The sequence below is a fragment of the Cohnella lubricantis genome, assembly GCF_014212015.1.
Classification (GTDB): domain Bacteria; phylum Bacillota; class Bacilli; order Paenibacillales; family Paenibacillaceae; genus Cohnella; species Cohnella lubricantis.
This window is the reverse complement of sequence record NZ_JACJVN010000012.1, coordinates 1-14,867: the sequence shown is the minus strand read 5'-3', so window position 1 is coordinate 14,867 and position 14,867 is coordinate 1. Positions and strand designations below refer to the sequence as shown.

Annotated in this window: 15 protein-coding genes and 1 pseudogene; 8 read left to right on the top strand and 8 right to left on the bottom strand. The window is 53.7% G+C overall.

Annotated features, from left to right (window positions below; translation table 11 throughout):
• Nucleotides 1–49: 49 nt before the first annotated feature.
• On the bottom strand, nt 50–1,141 hold the full coding sequence (locus tag H4Q31_RS02195) for a glycosyltransferase (RefSeq protein WP_185177436.1): 1,092 nt from the start codon (nt 1,139–1,141) through the stop codon (nt 50–52).
• 72 nt (nt 1,142–1,213) lie between these two features.
• On the opposite strand from H4Q31_RS02195, the gene H4Q31_RS02190 reads away from it, so the two are divergent.
• Nucleotides 1,214–2,551, top strand: coding sequence for a glycosyltransferase family 2 protein (locus H4Q31_RS02190; protein WP_185177435.1), 1,338 nt, complete (start codon nt 1,214–1,216; stop codon nt 2,549–2,551).
• A gap of 16 nt (nt 2,552–2,567) precedes the next feature.
• On the opposite strand, the gene H4Q31_RS02185 is transcribed toward H4Q31_RS02190, so the two are convergent.
• The 3 genes from H4Q31_RS02185 to H4Q31_RS21495 form a co-directional block, all read right to left on the bottom strand.
• Complete coding sequence (locus H4Q31_RS02185; RefSeq protein WP_185177434.1) at nt 2,568–2,771, bottom strand: hypothetical protein; 204 nt, start codon at nt 2,769–2,771, stop codon at nt 2,568–2,570.
• Between the two features lie 18 nt (nt 2,772–2,789).
• Nucleotides 2,790–3,167: a DUF2642 domain-containing protein gene (locus tag H4Q31_RS02180; protein WP_185177433.1), complete on the bottom strand. Its 378-nt coding sequence runs from the start codon at nt 3,165–3,167 to the stop codon at nt 2,790–2,792.
• Between the two features lie 252 nt (nt 3,168–3,419).
• Complete coding sequence (locus tag H4Q31_RS21495; RefSeq protein WP_260440088.1) at nt 3,420–3,551, bottom strand: hypothetical protein; 132 nt, start codon at nt 3,549–3,551, stop codon at nt 3,420–3,422.
• A gap of 13 nt (nt 3,552–3,564) precedes the next feature.
• Here H4Q31_RS21495 and H4Q31_RS02175 point away from each other — a divergent pair, with 13 nt between their 5' ends.
• Nucleotides 3,565–5,730, top strand: coding sequence for a glycosyltransferase family 4 protein (locus tag H4Q31_RS02175; protein ID WP_185177432.1), 2,166 nt, complete (start codon nt 3,565–3,567; stop codon nt 5,728–5,730).
• Complete coding sequence (locus H4Q31_RS02170; protein WP_185177431.1) at nt 5,646–6,386, top strand: sulfotransferase; 741 nt, start codon at nt 5,646–5,648, stop codon at nt 6,384–6,386. The genes H4Q31_RS02175 and H4Q31_RS02170 overlap by 85 nt, the downstream gene beginning before the upstream one ends.
• Nucleotides 6,387–6,470: 84 nt before the next feature.
• On the opposite strand, the gene H4Q31_RS02165 is transcribed toward H4Q31_RS02170, so the two are convergent.
• Nucleotides 6,471–7,442, bottom strand: coding sequence for a class I SAM-dependent methyltransferase (locus tag H4Q31_RS02165; protein WP_185177430.1), 972 nt, complete (start codon nt 7,440–7,442; stop codon nt 6,471–6,473).
• Between the two features lie 163 nt (nt 7,443–7,605).
• Between H4Q31_RS02165 and H4Q31_RS02160 the strand changes: the two genes are divergently transcribed.
• The 4 genes from H4Q31_RS02160 (at nt 7,606) to H4Q31_RS02145 (ending at nt 11,123) form a co-directional block, all read left to right on the top strand.
• Nucleotides 7,606–8,322, top strand: coding sequence for a 3-ketoacyl-ACP reductase (locus H4Q31_RS02160; RefSeq protein WP_185177429.1), 717 nt, complete (start codon nt 7,606–7,608; stop codon nt 8,320–8,322).
• Nucleotides 8,323–8,503: 181 nt separating this feature from the next.
• Entirely contained in the window at nt 8,504–9,796 is a 1,293-nt protein-coding gene (gene murA, locus H4Q31_RS02155) for a UDP-N-acetylglucosamine 1-carboxyvinyltransferase (RefSeq protein WP_185177428.1), read from the top strand.
• A 73-nt stretch (nt 9,797–9,869) separates the two neighbouring features.
• Nucleotides 9,870–10,772: an NAD-dependent epimerase/dehydratase family protein gene (locus tag H4Q31_RS02150; RefSeq protein WP_185177427.1), complete on the top strand. Its 903-nt coding sequence runs from the start codon at nt 9,870–9,872 to the stop codon at nt 10,770–10,772.
• Nucleotides 10,773–10,865: 93 nt separating this feature from the next.
• A complete protein-coding gene (locus H4Q31_RS02145; RefSeq protein WP_185177426.1) occupies nt 10,866–11,123 on the top strand; it encodes a globin domain-containing protein in 258 nt (85 codons plus the stop codon).
• A 360-nt stretch (nt 11,124–11,483) separates the two neighbouring features.
• On the opposite strand, the gene H4Q31_RS02140 is transcribed toward H4Q31_RS02145, so the two are convergent.
• From H4Q31_RS02140 to H4Q31_RS02125, 3 genes and pseudogenes are all read right to left on the bottom strand, one after another.
• Complete coding sequence (locus tag H4Q31_RS02140; protein ID WP_185177425.1) at nt 11,484–12,014, bottom strand: Ku protein; 531 nt, start codon at nt 12,012–12,014, stop codon at nt 11,484–11,486.
• A 1,074-nt stretch (nt 12,015–13,088) separates the two neighbouring features.
• Nucleotides 13,089–13,250 (bottom strand): annotated as a pseudogene (locus H4Q31_RS21490) (reverse transcriptase domain-containing protein); the annotation flags it as partial.
• A 178-nt stretch (nt 13,251–13,428) separates the two neighbouring features.
• The gene (locus tag H4Q31_RS02125; RefSeq protein WP_185177424.1) at nt 13,429–13,959 is read right to left on the bottom strand and encodes a DUF4367 domain-containing protein; all 531 of its coding nucleotides are present in this window, start codon (nt 13,957–13,959) and stop codon (nt 13,429–13,431) included.
• Nucleotides 13,960–14,586: 627 nt separating this feature from the next.
• Here H4Q31_RS02125 and H4Q31_RS21315 point away from each other — a divergent pair.
• Nucleotides 14,587–14,867 (top strand): hypothetical protein (locus tag H4Q31_RS21315; RefSeq protein ID WP_221626702.1); only part of this gene is annotated, 281 nt, incomplete at its 3' end.

Sequence of the window (14,867 nt, the reverse complement as noted above, 5' to 3'; positions counted from 1 at the left end):
GCTCTTCGCCTCCACTATACGTAAGTTGCATTGCCGCCGCGGTTACGGGTCACAGGAAGGCGTCGGCGTTCGATTCGTCGCGTCCGTATGGCTCGCGTACGAATCTACTCTTCCTTATCCACGCATCGATCGCCGCTCCTCGGCGCTCCCATGTGTTCTGCAATGCGAATTGTCTGCGCGGCGTCTCGCCGCCCGGTTCCTCCAGCCTCCGGGCGACCATCCGAATGAACGTTCGGCGGTCCGCCGCCACATCAACATACGGCTCCATAAGCCGGCATTCTGGCAAGTCCGTCGAGACGACAGGCTTGCCTGCTGCCATATATTCGTATGCTTTGATCGGATTCGCGGCGAGGGCGATCGGCAGCTTGCGGAACGGGATGAGGCAGACATCGAATCGGCGAATCCATTCGGCCAGTTCGTCGTGCCGCTTCAGCCCTAGGAAGCGGATCGGGTCTCGGCTGGCGGCTGTGCCAAGCTTGCGCCCGAAGGAGGGGCCGATGACGGTCACTTCCGCACCCAGCCGCTTCGCCATCTCACGCACGAGCGATTCATCGATCCAGCGGGCCCAGGCGCCGACATAACCGATCTGACTCCGTCCGCCATCCGGCGCCGAACGCGAGAGCGGCCGATCGGCCTGCTCTTCTCCGTCGGAGGGAAGGTGCAGCCGCATCGCCGGATCGTATCCATTGCGCACGAGCAGGATGTCACGCTTCGGGTAATGTCTGCGCAGCCGTTGCAGCAGCGGCTCGGACGAGCACACGATCAGATCCGCCGCCGCAGCCAGCTCGCGTTCCGACGCGTACCATTCGGGGCAGTCATCCGCACAGTCGTAGATCAGAGCGTCGGGTTGGTAATCGAGATAGAGTTGACTCGGCGAACGGGGAAGACAGCACCAGACGAGGACGGGCTGCTGAAGCTCTCGGCGCAGAGACGGCCATTGTTCGCGCAGCCATCGCTCGTGATCGAACACTCGGAAGAGCCGAGGCTCGATCTCCTGCGCGGCCGATACGTGCTCATCCGAACGGGTCAGGTCGCAGTAGCAAACCGTATGTCCCCGCGCGGCCAATTGGCTCATGAGATGCTGAGGACGCTGCTTCATCCAGTTCCAGTCAAGCGTCGGCGGGACAACAATAATGCTCAATAGCTCACCTTCTTCGCCTAGCTGTCATAGGTTGTAGCGTAGCGATCTATTCCCATATTGACGGAGGTTGCGATGCTCGTCTTCATATGGAACGCGTTCGGCGATCAAGCGGTGCGGCGAGCCGAAGCGTGCGTCACTGCCGCTTGGCCGCGAAGCCGCATCGTTCGGCTGGGCGCGCACCCGGCGAAGGAGCTCCGTCGGGAGCTGGCCGGCTGCTCCGACCCGTTCTTCGCAGTGCTCGCGGCCGGGGATGCCGCGGAACCGGAATGGTTCGCGAATGTCCCGGCTTGGCTCGCTTCGCTTGACGATCAGGAAGCCGGAATCATCTTCCAGCCTGAAGAGCAGATAGACGCGCCTGCCGCTGTGTTCGCGGCGCCGCGCGTCCGGCTGCCCGAGATACCGCAGCTCTGGCGAACCGCGGCTGTTCGCGATGGAACGCCGCCGGCCTTCGTGGAACAAGAGCTTGGGCCGTTCGCCGGTTATGGATTAATTGAGATGAAGAGCCGGCTGGCGCGCGGATGGTCGTGGAAGACCGTTCGCTCAGCCGCATACCATCCAGCTTCTGTTCATCAGCGCTTCCCGAGCTGGCGGCGATACGCGCGGGAATGGGAACTGCTCTCTCCGCTATTGGGAGCCCAACCCTCCGATCCGCCGCCCTCAGGGAATCCGCTGTTCACGGTCGTAATCTGTTCTTACAACGATGCCGACTATCTGCTATGGGCCGTCCGCAGCGTCATGGTGCAGACGCGTTCGGATTGGGAGCTCCTTATCGTCGACGACGGTTCAACCGACAATACCGAGCAGGTGCTGCGGCAATCGCCGCTCCTTCGCGACGCGCGAATTCGGTTGCTGCGACACGAGACGAATAGGGGCAAGTCCGTCTGTCTCAACCATGCGCTCGCGCTCGCGAAGGGACGCTGGCTGCTCGAATTGGATGCCGACGACTGGCTGTCTCTCGATTGTCTTGCGAAGCTGGCGGATTCAGCCAGCGCAGCCGAAGTCGAAGCTGAATCCGCCGTGTCCGGACAAGACACGGGCGTGCTGGTAGCTGATCACGTCGAATGGCAAGAGCGCGCCGATCGGTCGCTGATTCCAGCTCGCTTGCAGCGTGCGCCCGATTCGATTGATGTCTACCGATTGCTGGATCATCCCGTTGCAATCGCGCCAAGAGCGTATCATGTGCCGTTACTGAAGCGGCTTCAAGGGTGGAGAACGACCGATCCGTACGGCGGCCGTCTGTACGAGGATGTACAGATGCTGATCCGCATCGGCCGCATTCAGACGATTCGCCGGATTCCGGCGCCGCTGTATCATCGGCGAGTCCGCCGCACAAGTGTCACGCAGCGCAATAAGGCGTTGTATCCGGTATGGCATGATTGGATGGCAGCGTCGTTGGCGTCAGATAGCTAGACGACGCTTATTCAGATCAGGCCGCCAGCACGCGCACGAGCGACAGATTGGCGATCGGGACGCTGACCGGTCCGGACGGCGACGTATAACCGGAGCTGACGGCTTCGATGGACAGAAGGCCGCTGCCAGTGCCCAGAAGCGTGCCTTGGACGAAGCTGTTCGGCGATATCGCTTCGATCGATCGGCCGACGTACGCGGCTAACGCTTGTTCAAGATCCATGTCATCTTCTCCTCTCGATTAGGCAATTTGACTAATGCTGTCGATCAGGACGAACACCATATCGCCGGTCGGTTCCAGCAGTTGGGCGAAGTCCGTCCCGACCGCGATGAGCGTGCCGGCGACCGGTCCCGCGTCCGTCTCGATCGTAACGACGCTGCCTTGACGGCTCTCCAGCGTCGAGCGCACTTCGGCGTAAGGATCGGCCAGTTCGCCGACTTGGGCTTGCAGCGTACGGAATTGATTGTCGAGCGCGGCGACGAGCTCTTGCAGCTGAGCGGATCGAGCGACCCATGTGCTCAACTGGGAGAGAACCGTGTTCATGTCGCCGCGGTAGCCGTCCATTCGCGATTCCAGCGCAGCCGTCTCCGCCTGGAGCGTCGACTGATTCCGCCGCAAGAGACGAATCTGCCTTCTAAGCGAACGGTTCGTTCGGAGAAGGGAATTGAACCTATTTCGAGGACGCCTTGAGATGCGTAGACGTCTGCGTCTAACCCGCTTCGTCCTGCATTGCTGTACTTCCGCCAACATGGATGTCATCTCTCCTTTCGAGGATACAAGTCCAATGTAGATTATGTAGACGGTTGATGGCGGGAAGCTAGTCTATGCCAACTTGATGAAACAACCTATAGCCGCGCGACAGGCAAGAGATCAAATGCCCATCTGCCGCATGATGCCGTCAGCGATCGTCTCGGATCGGGCTGGGTGACTGACGTTGCCGCAGCAGACGAAGGCACATACATATAGTAGCATCACCCGGCCGCTAGGCGGTCCGGCTGGCATTGGAGGCTTCCCGATGAGTACGCTTCGTCCCGATTACCGATTCATCTATGCCGACCGGCAAACAGAGTACCGGAGGAGATTACAGGAAGAGCCCCGCGGACTTGTGTGCGAAGCGATGCATCTGCTCGGCCGAGAGCACCGCGCGATCGCCGTCTGTCCCGAGGCTGTCCATGAGGCGACGAACGAGCGAGCGCGACGCTGGCTTAGCGAGATGGGGCGACGCGGCTATCTGTGCTTCTTCTGTGATCCGGAGGGAGAAGAGGACCTTCGCGAGGCAGAACCCAACGTCTTCGCGATTCGCGATCAGGGAGCGCTGCTGCCCGCACTCCGAAGCCAAGCGGCAATCGTGCTGATATCACGTATGACGCAGATGATCTGGGCAGATCTGCTCCCCCACAAGGCCGTCTGGTACGACATGACGGACGCCGACTTACCTGTCGGTCCATACGACGAAGCTATGCTTGAGAAGCGTCGGCAGGTGATCGCTTCGGCGGATATCGTCACCTATTCGGCTCAGCCGTTGAGTGCATATTTGGCCGGCCGGCCGGATGCCCTGTATCTTCCGAGCGCGGAGAAGACCTGGTCCGATCTCTTCGATCAGGTCGAGCGGCAATTCGCGGCCGCGCCTGCCATGTGGATGGCCTACGCCAACGACCGTCCTGCTGGCAAAGTCGCCATCATGACGACGACCTTCCTCGATTACGATGGCGATAGCTTCTATTCCGGCGGCGCGGAGAGGTACTTGCTTGATCTGCACCGATTGTGCCGGAGAATAGGGCTCGAGTGCGTGATCTACCAATACGGCAACTACCCGTGGCGGAGACGCTACCAGGACATTGACGTCGTCTCCTTATCCCGTGGAGGACAGACCGCCAAGTACTACAATGTGCCCACAGTGAGCATGTTCAGCCGCTTGTTCGCCGAACAGACAGACGAACGGGCTGCGCTGACGATCTACTCAGCTCACTTCAATGCATGGCCGCACGGCAGCCGCTGCCCGAGCATCGGCATTATTCACGGCGTCAGCTGGGATGGGCCGAATGTTCGCGCGACGAACGGCAATGCGTTCTGGGAGCGCAACCGCCGGTTCATCGAAGGTGTCCGGCTGTGCGATCGGCTCGTCTCCGTGGATACGAACTCCGCGAATTGGTTCCAGACGATTCAGCACGATTACGGCCATAGCATTCAAGTCATTCCGAATTACGTAGAAGAGTCGGACTTCTCTCCTCGCGACGGCTATCTCGAGACGAGAGAGAGGCTCGTCATTCTGTATCCGCGAAGGCTGTACAGCCCTCGCGGTCTGTATATGGTACTGGACGTCCTCGACGGCATTCTGGAGGCTTATCCGAACGTTGACTTCCACTTCGTCGGCTATGGAGACAGCGCGGATACGGCCCGGGTAGACGAGAAGCGAGCGCGGTGGGGCAACCGTATCCGGCGATACTCGCTTCCGATGAAGGAGATGGCTCAAGCCTATCACGCCGCCGATATTACGCTGATACCGACGCTGCACAGCGAAGGGACCAGCTTGTCCTGCCTGGAGGCAATGGCATGCGGCAACGCCGTGATCGCCACTCGGATCGGAGGGTTGTCCGATCTCGTCATACACGATTACAACGGCCTGCTGATTGAGCCGAACGCGGAAGCATTGAAGGATGCGATTCGCGGATTGCTGGATCGGCCCGATAAGCTCGCAGAGCTGAAGCGGAAGGCGACCGAAGTCGCCCGAGTGTTCTCGAAGCGTCGCTGGGAACACAAGTGGACGGAGGTGCTTCAGTCGGCGCTGGGAGATCAGCCGAATCGGCAACCGTCAGCAGGAAGCGGGCGATTGGTCGAGTTGTACCTGTCCAGTGAACTCGCGCTTGACGGAAGGATGGGGGAGACGATTGTCCGCCTGCTGGAGCGGGGCGATCTCGTGTATGTGCGCATCCAGAATGATCGGTCGACGCGGGCGCGTTCCTACGGCAGATTGCAATGGATGGATTGGAGAGCAATTCCGTTCGCCGAACCGGATGTGGTTCTCGCGGATCGCTCATCCGTCGGCGACGCGCCAAGGCCGGTAGACGCGATATGGAACGAAGAGGGGGAATGGGAATGGACGTCATCATCTCGGGCATCACTCTTCGGACAGGATCGACGCTCGTCCAACGAATCTTCAATACTCGGCGAGGGACACTGATCTGGGGAGAGCAAGGCGGCATCGTCAGCGAATTCGTCCGCATCCGTACGTTAGCGGCTCACTTCTCGATCCATGGCAGGCCGGAGAAGGAAGCTTACTTCGCCAAAGGCGAGAATCCGAATACGTGGATCGCGAATATGTCCCCCGAACCGGAGCGGGTCGCCGAAGGCGTCGTTCAGGCGCTTCGCGTCTACCATGCGGTCGCTTATTCGGAATTCCGCGCCGGCCATGATCGGATCGGCTTCAAGGAAGTCCGCTACGGCAAGCCGGAGATCGAGCTGCTGAAGACGTGCTATCCGAAGGCGAAGATCGTGCTGCTCGTCCGCCATCCGATTCCTGTCTGGCAGAGCGCATCAACCTTCTGGGCGGGAGATGCGGCCAAGTTCGCGAATGTGTGGAACGAGCGGGCCCTCCATTACGCCGAGCTTTATGATCCGCAGAGGAACATCTATCTGTTCCGCTACGAGGATATCGTCTTGCGCGACGAATCCACGCTGAATCTGCTCGCTGGCCTGGCGGAAGTGAACCGGGCCGAGATGGACAACGTGCTGAACGTCAAGCTTAACAGCACGCCGGCCGATCAGCCCGAGGAGGACCTGAATCTCATCCGCACAGTATGCCTGGATGGGCTGGAGAAGCTCGGATATGAAGCTTAATCCATCCGACGGATAAGGAATAGATTGGGCAGCACAACGAAAGCCCCTCGTCGTGAGGGGCTTTCGTTGTTGCGGCAGCCTTGCCTAATCCATCATACGCTTCCGAACGGTCGTCATGGAGAAGCCGGAGCCCTGCAGCAGCGTGTCAATGAACCGGTCTAAGCCTTGATGTCCCGACTTCGGAACCCTTGTGCGAATGAGCTGATTGCCGTACGCCCGAAGCAGTTGATCGGTCAAATACCGGTTGATCCAGCCGAGGATGAGATTGGCCGCCATGCGCGACTTTGGCGAATCGATCTCTGCGAACGCGTCGTTGAATTCGTCTCCCCAGTGGCGGCTATTCCTAATGTTCTGGATATGCAGCAACGGCCGGAGCGGGAAGGGGAAGGCCTGTATGATCTCGAAAAGAGGGGAGAAACGATCCGCAATATCCTCCAGCGGCTCAACCCCGATATGCCCTTCCGTATAGACATATTGACGGATCGGATCGTTCGGGTCCTTCGGATTGCAATTCCAGTAATCGATCGCTCCCGTCTCGATGCCGTGGAAGCCTAATCCGCCAGGCTTGGTCACCCGGTGAATGTCCGCGATGATCGCGTCCTTGGATCGGAATTCAATATGGCCGAAGAAGTCGATCGTATAGACAAGATCGAATTGATCGTCGCCATAAGGCAAGCCCTCGGCAGCGTCATATACGACGGCTTCGTCGAATCCGTTCCGCTTCGCGATCTCGATGCAGCTTGAGCTCATATCGACTCCGAACAGTTGAATATGAGAATCAAAGCGCTTCACCCTGGAGCCGAAGGCGCCGGAGCCGCAGCCGACCTCGAGCACCTGCAGCCTCCGGTCGCCGGCTTCACGCTTCAGGAGCCGAAGCGTCTCGAGCAATTGGCGCGCCTTCTGATAGGCTAGCGAACTGCGTACGGCGCTCCCTTCTTTGTCGGCGATGCCGACGACGTCGCGATGAGCATATCTCTCTTGATAGTAGACGGCCGGGTCTAGCTCGAACAGCTCGTACGTAATGCCGTTCTTGTCTTGAAGCGAACGTTCAGCCATGCGCTTCGCAGCCTCCTTCATCAGTTGGCATAAGTTACGGTATTCCGGAGGCTCGGCGAGCGCAACCGGCACTTGGCTAGACCCGTAGGATTTGATATCGCCGCCAGTATAAACTATAATCACATTGGTAACAGTTAGAGATGAGAAGAAGGAAGGGACCTACATGCAATCGTTGCAGGGCAAAGTTGCTCTCATCACAGGAGCAGGCCGCGGCATCGGCCGCGCAGCGGCTATCGCTCTCGCGCAGGAAGGCGTTCATGTCGGACTGATCGGCCGGACGATGTCCAATCTGGTGAAGGTTCAACAAGAAGCCCAAGCACTCGGCGTTAAGGCGGCGGCAGCGGCAGCTGACGTGAAGGATCTGAATTCTGTCACACAAGCGGCGGAGCGGATTCAAGGCGAGCTCGGCGAGATCGACATCGTCATCAACAACGCCGGCACCGCCAAGTTCGGCAAGTTCCTGGAGCTGACGCCGGAAGAGTGGGAGAATATCATTCGCGTCAATGTCATGGGCGTCTATAACGTGACGAGAGCCGTTCTCCCCGGCATGATCGAGAGACAGTCCGGCCACATCGTGAACATCTCGTCCACGGCCGGCGAACGCGGCGCAGCGCTGACCAGCTCGTACAGCGCATCGAAGTTCGCCGTGCTGGGCTTGACCGAATCGCTCATGCAGGAGGTTCGCAAGCACAACATCCGCGTCACGGCGCTGACGCCTAGCACGATCGCAACCGATCTGGCGATCGAGCAGAAGCTGACCGACGGCAATCCGGAGAAGGTCGCGCAGCCGGAAGATCTGGCGGAGCTGATCGTGGCGAACCTGAAGCTGAATCCGCGCGTCTTCGTGAAGTCCGCAGGATTGTGGTCAACGAATCCGTAAGGCCAAGCAAGAGGGTGCTCATAGGCGATGCAGAACAACCTTTTTCCCCATATGGAGAGGGGTTGTTCTTACATTACTGGCTTGCCAAGCATTATCATTGTCCTGTGACTCTCTAACTATTGAACGGCTGAGGGCGCTGAACTATGATGAAGGCGATCCTTAAAGCGAAGGCAGTGATAAGATGAGACGCATCGTCGTGAACCGTACACCCTCGTTGCATGGAGCGATAACCGTTCCCGGTTCCAAAAATAGTTCGCTCGCTCTGCTGGCAGCTGCGTGCTTAGCGGACGAGCCTGTCGTCCTTCACGGCATACCGCGCATCTCCGACATCGAAATCTTCTTCCGGATTGCGGCCGATATCGGAGCCGTAATCCATCGGGACGAGAATGACGCCGTCTACATAGACCCCCGCAACATCCATTCAGCTTCGATCGATCCGATCAACGCGGGAGCGTTCCGGACCGCCTATTACTTCGCAGGCGCGCTGTTGGCTAAATTCGGCAAAGTGAGCGTCGGATATCCAGGAGGGGACGACTTCGTCAGCCGGCCGATTGATCAGCACGTCAAGGCGCTGGAAGCGATGGGGGCAAGTTTCGCCAATTATACGGATTATTACGAGGTGGAAGCTTCGGAGCTTCGAGGCGCCGATATCTACTTCGACACGATCACTTCAGGCGGGACGATCAACGCGATGCTGGCCGCTTCTCGAGCGAGAGGGCGGACGATTCTGCGCAACGCGGCGCGGGATCCCGAGGTGGTCGATACGGCGAATATGCTGATCCAGATGGGAGCCCGAATTAGAGGGGCGGGCACCGACATGATCCGAATCGAAGGCGTGCCGTATCTCGTCGGGTGCCAATATACGGCGATTCCCGATCGGCTGATCGCAGGCTCGTTCTTGATCGCGGCAGGAGCGACGGGCGGCGTCGTTACGGTGAAGGATGTTATCCCGGAGCATCTCGATTCTTGCCTAGCCAAGCTTAGCGAGATCGGACTGCAGGTGGAGACGTCGGAGTCGACCGTCACCGTTATCGGCGACGGCAAGCTGAAGGCTACGCGGGTGAGAACTGGCATGTATCCCGGGTTCCCGACCGATCTCCAGCAGCCGCTGACCGCCTTGCTCACGCAAGCGTCCGGAAGAAGCCTCATCGCCGATCGCGTCTACCCGAAGAGATTCCACCACGCGGCGCAGCTGAGCCGCATGGGAGCGAACATCGAGGTGCGCTCCGGCGTCGCGACGATTAAGGGAGGTGCACCTCTCCGAGGCGCTGCCGTTCACGCGTCTGATGTGCGAGCCGGCATCTGCTTGCTGATCGCGGGACTTGTGGCTGATGGGACAACTACCATCGCAGGAGTTCAACATATCGAGCGGGGGTACGAGAATATTGTGTCCTCGTTCCAGGCGTTAGGCGCGAGCGTATGCGAAGAGACCTTCACAAGTGAAGATTGGCTTGAAGCGGCCGGCAAGGAGTAAGCGCAGGAATAGAGGAGCTGTATAATGATGGATAAAGAGACATTGACTGAACTCATAGAGAGGGTGGAGGAGAATGGGGAAAGTTCTAGTCATCGGCGGCACTCGATTTTTCGGCAGGAAGCTTGTGAAGCGGCTGCTTGATATGCAGATGGAGGTCACGATCTTAACTCGAGGACGGGCGGCCGATGACTTCGGCAGTAAGGTCACGCGGTTAATTGCGGATCGGGATGATCCGGTTGACTTCAAGCGGGCACTTCATTCGCAGTCATACGATCTTGTCTACGATAACATTTGCTATTCAGCTAGAGAGGCAACATCCGCTGCGAGTTTGTTCCAAGGCACGAATACCCGGTATATCCTTACATCCACGCTCAGTGTGTACCCGTTCGGAGAATCCGGGATGAGAGAGAGGGATTATGACCCGTTCGTATATCCCGTCCCAAACCCGGATATGCCAAGAGGGGACGATTACGCGGAAGGCAAACGATTGGCCGAAGCCGTCCTTTTCCAGCGAGCGGACTTTCCTGTGGCGGCGGTTCGTTTCCCGATCGTATTAGGGATGGATGATTACACCAAGCGATTGCACTTTCACGTAGAACGTGTGCTGCGCGGGGTACCGATCGGGATCCCGAATCCGGATGCGCGGATATCCTTTATCAGCTCGGACGAAGCGGCGTCTTTCTTGGCTTGGATCGGACAATCGTCTTTGATTGGGCCGGTTAACGCTTGTTCTCGCGGCGAGATCACGCCTAGACAGATCCTAGCGATCATTGAACGTGCTGCTGGACGACAAGCTCTTATGCGCGATGAGACGGAGCCGTCGAATATGTCGCCTTTCGGGGTGCCTGAATCGTGGTATATGGATACGACGAAGGCGGAATCCGCGGGATATGTCTTCCAAGCTTTAGAGACATGGCTTCCCAAGCTGGTCGAGGATATTGTGGAGAAGGACTTCAAATCAGACGAATTGACATAAATTATATTATGTAAAGTCGTTGCTGATTTTAAAGCTGTTTATCGAATGTGATACAAATCACAAGCTTCCAGTTGAAACTCGGTTACAATCATTATGTTAGCAGTTCAACTGGAGGTGCTGATCATGAGCACAAGAAAGATAAGCTATTATCGCATACACACCAAATTCGATATTACGCCCACGAGAGCAACTGCGTGGCTAAGCTGCATGTCAGCGGCTATGGACGAGATCGGACTTCAAGGACACCCGCGACAACTGTTGCTTCAGCTGTTAACTAACGCTGAGCATCGGTTTGTAAACTCAACGGAATCATTGACCAAGGAACAACCGACGTCTGCGGCAGAGGCTTGAAGCTAATCATGCATGGTAATAACGAATGATGAACGAAGATAATAGCAGCACATACAACTACACATGATGGATTCAGCGATGCCAACTAATTAATAAGGCAGCTGGATCCATCATTGTGATTTAAATCTTAGATTCTTCTTCACAAAACCCGTATTTTATACAGATGTCAGTAAATCCGGATAATGCCTTGATATAGCTTAGTTTGTATATACAGAGAGCAACTTATGAATGAAATAAATGAACGCATGTTCGAGATGAACTCTGATGAGTTAAAAAAGATCCGATTTCTTATTTCAGAATTTTTTCCGAATAAATAAATGCCACTCTCCACTTAGCGGAGGTGGCATTTGTCATATTACCTTAGTGCAGCCATTCTTGAACAGGCGGTGTCTTGATTCTGCTAACGGATTCAATGCTTCTTTGGATAGCTGCTACGATATCCTCCATACTCTCCGCTTCATCCTCAACTTTCTTGTCTGGAAGGTCATGGGGAATTATTTGATTGTTTATTTTTGAATTGATCACTTTTATTAATTCGTCGTGGTGACGGTTCTTATATTGAGCATGATCGAAATGAACAGTTAGTTTTGAGACGAGCTTACTAATTGCTTTCAAAGCACTTTGAGAAAATGCATCTGGAAGTACTTCATCATATTCGTATATAGACTTTGTCGATCGTACTTCGTCTGCAAAGTACAATGTACTCAATGCTATCCCTTCCTCCATCGCTCGTACTGCTGCGAGGTATTCGGTGGAGCGTAAGGTAATATATCCGATTCCTATTCGTTTGCTTTTTCGCAAACTGTTCTGTAATATTTGAAAGGTTTGCTGACCGACCTGTTCAGGTCCAACATAGTAATGTTTTTTTAAATATATCGGATCAATGTCCATATGTAATTTCTCAACGATAACGCAATTAAACATTTGCCATCTAATTGACCGTATTTTTTATAAATTCCTACTTTACGAAAACCAAGGCTACGGCAAAGTTGCCGGCTTCCGACGTTAAAATCAAATATGCGTGAGAGTAATATCAAATAGCCGAGTTTCTTACATTCTTCAACGAGTGCATCTAAAAGACTGGAGACGGTCGGGAAGCTTAAGAAAACCGGAGTTTGTCCGGTTCGTAGAATAAATCAAAACTGGGGGTCCAACAGACCTCCGGTTTTTTGTGCCAATCCTTTTACCTCGTGGGCTCCTCTGGATTATCTTGGCGAGGTGAATCTGGAGTTGAATACTTTTGCTTTTTGATCCATTCACCTAATTGCTGAATGGTTTGGAGTTGACTTAATTCTTGATGTCTCAGAAGGTTATGAACCAATTCTTTAATTAATAGCAGTGCTGCATCAAGTCCATGTCTACCGTCCAGCGCAGTCCGCTTTGGATGTAGCCCTGGGCTTCTTTTACAGCGTCGTGCGCGCGCTTACCCGGCCGAAAGCCGTGGCTGTGCGGGGAGAATAGAGCCTCTCGACTCTGGTTACGAAGTGACTTCGCTTATTCCGCATGCCTCCCCAGATAAGAACGTCACCTTTCCGCCCGCGCTCGCCCAAGTCTACGGCTACAGCCTTTGGCAGCTTTGGATTTCGTCATGTTTTGGTGACTCATCCGACTGCAACCGCCTCAAATTGGATTCGTGTACCTCAAGCCGTACGTTTGCCTCAAGCATCCTTCGGATTCCACCTCGCGACGGACACCCTTGCTCTTGGCTAATGGTAGGCGCTTGCCAGCCCCCATTCCGGACTTTCACCGTATAGATGACGCCCATGCTGGGCGTACAAAGAAAAGTCATAACCACCGGTTATCGGTGATTATGACTTTTCATTAGTTACATTTATGGTCTGTGTGGAAGTGCAGCCTTGATCATTACTAGCTTGTATAACAAGGTGATCCCGAATTTTCCCATGATATTTCCAAACAAGATCCCAATGCCCATTATGAAAAGTACCAGTCGGCTTTTTAGATCTCTTTCTCTGTTTTCGGAAATAACAGAAAATCATCGCCATATCGCACAAATCGGATGCCGTGTTCCTCCAGCTTACAATCCAATTCGTTTAGGTACAAGTTGGCTAGAAGCGGTGATATGACGCCCCCTTGCGGGGTCCCTGCATCCACTTCATGGTACTTTCCTTCTTCAATGTATCCTAGTATTGCCAATCCTAAAGGAGGAAGAATCTCAGATTTTTGAAGCGCTTCATAATGTAGCCTTCGGCTAACAATGCAAGTTCTTATCTTCAATATGAATGTTTGTTCTTGTCCTCCGACACCAGACTTTCGAGTGGACCGGTTTAGTGCCTCGTTATTTCTATTAGTTTACCTTTTTCATGGATTCAGCGATTTTTATCAATGATTCTTTTGATAATTCTGGTGCATTTAATTCAATATATGTTCCCGATTGAATCCATCTAAGAACGCCCCCTGTGGCATTCTTTCCTACATACGCTTCATAACGGCCTTCTGACCCGTTAATTTTAACAAGTTCTCCACGTGCTTCTAATCTCACTTTATGTTTGATGTACTGTTTTTTGATTTCTTTACTTTGAACGTTTATGTTAGTCAACTCTTGAGTTATTACAGAGTTATTTTTTTGCTGGCTTAATGCAAACTTAAATTTACCATTATTTCCAAAATAACTAAGCAAAACAGTATCAAAGCTGGTAGAACCATCTTTATTGTTTGGCAGCTTAATCTCATAAGACAAGCCTGACTCTAAATTTTGTGGTTCAAAGAGATCGAAGCTTGTTTGGCGAGATAATTGACTAAGATTTGGATTTGCATAAGCGTTCCCTAAAGGAATTGCAAAAAGCAAAGTGAGAATTAAGAATGTCATTTTTGACATGTGTACCTTCCTTCTTTCTATGTCAAATTTGGGTTTATGGTTATTAGTGTCCAGAGGTCCTTTACTTTATTCATGAACTAAAATTTTTCGGCTGTCCATACTGAAAGCGGATTATCAGATGAAATTGTTGTAATAAAGTGTAAAAAAGTTAGATCGATTATCCTATGGGAAATATGGAATAAAAATACTAGTATAAAGGCGTGGCGCCACAAAAAATCCAACAACTCTTGTTTTGTTCTTGTTCTCTCCCCTGCTTCACCTCCAGTTGATGCTTATATCGAAGTCTTAGTTATTCTCGGCCAAGGTTGCCTGGTTAGATCAATCCCGCGGTAGCATTGGGAGTGCAGTTTAATCCGTTTTTTAACAGCCAGTACTAAATCAGAAACGGAACATTCCGGCGGTGACCAGTGATCGTTTTTTCATCTGTCGGCAACCGGCCAATGTTCTTATCACTAGACACCAAAAGCCGTATGCACTTTGATAACACTGCTCAAGGTGAAGACTGTCGGCTTAGATGGATATATTAAAATTTAGTATTTATATGGATTTTATTCCACAAAAAAGGATTTAACTTTATAATGCAGAATACATTTACATGTAAGCATCTTATTTGAAAGGGTGATCGTTTTGAAATTACGTCTTTTAATGTTTTCTTTGGTTTTCGCTCTTGTACTTTTGCTTCCCATGAACGTTTTCGCCGAATCCTCGCCTGCGTTAGTTCAGATCACCGATTGTCAAGATGAACTTTCTGTTTTTAACATTGAATCTAATAATTTTTCTGCTAGCAGTATCGATGCAACCAAATACTTAACGAATACCCCACAACCACAAGTTTCATGCAAAGGAACTTCGGGTGTATCTAGAATTGACCCATTTGAGTCTATTATTGGAGCTATTCCTGTAATGAA

Bases quoted from the DNA above. Each gene is read 5' to 3' on its own strand.
- H4Q31_RS02190 (WP_185177435.1), top strand. From the start codon at position 1,214: ATGCTCGTCTTCATATGGAACGCGTTCGGCGATCAAGCGGTGCGGCGA.
- murA (WP_185177428.1), top strand. From the start codon at position 8,504: ATGAGACGCATCGTCGTGAACCGTACACCCTCGTTGCATGGAGCGATA.
- H4Q31_RS02145 (WP_185177426.1), top strand. From the start codon at position 10,866: ATGTTAGCAGTTCAACTGGAGGTGCTGATCATGAGCACAAGAAAGATA.
- H4Q31_RS02185 (WP_185177434.1), bottom strand. From the start codon at position 2,771: ATGGATCTTGAACAAGCGTTAGCCGCGTACGTCGGCCGATCGATCGAA.
- H4Q31_RS02165 (WP_185177430.1), bottom strand. From the start codon at position 7,442: ATGGCTGAACGTTCGCTTCAAGACAAGAACGGCATTACGTACGAGCTG.
- H4Q31_RS02125 (WP_185177424.1), bottom strand. From the start codon at position 13,959: ATGTCAAAAATGACATTCTTAATTCTCACTTTGCTTTTTGCAATTCCT.
- H4Q31_RS02150 (WP_185177427.1), top strand. From the start codon at position 9,870: ATGGGGAAAGTTCTAGTCATCGGCGGCACTCGATTTTTCGGCAGGAAG.
- H4Q31_RS02170 (WP_185177431.1), top strand. From the start codon at position 5,646: ATGGACGTCATCATCTCGGGCATCACTCTTCGGACAGGATCGACGCTC.
- H4Q31_RS02140 (WP_185177425.1), bottom strand. From the start codon at position 12,014: ATGGACATTGATCCGATATATTTAAAAAAACATTACTATGTTGGACCT.
- H4Q31_RS02160 (WP_185177429.1), top strand. From the start codon at position 7,606: ATGCAATCGTTGCAGGGCAAAGTTGCTCTCATCACAGGAGCAGGCCGC.
- H4Q31_RS21495 (WP_260440088.1), bottom strand. From the start codon at position 3,551: ATGCCAGCCGGACCGCCTAGCGGCCGGGTGATGCTACTATATGTATGT.
- H4Q31_RS02175 (WP_185177432.1), top strand. From the start codon at position 3,565: ATGAGTACGCTTCGTCCCGATTACCGATTCATCTATGCCGACCGGCAA.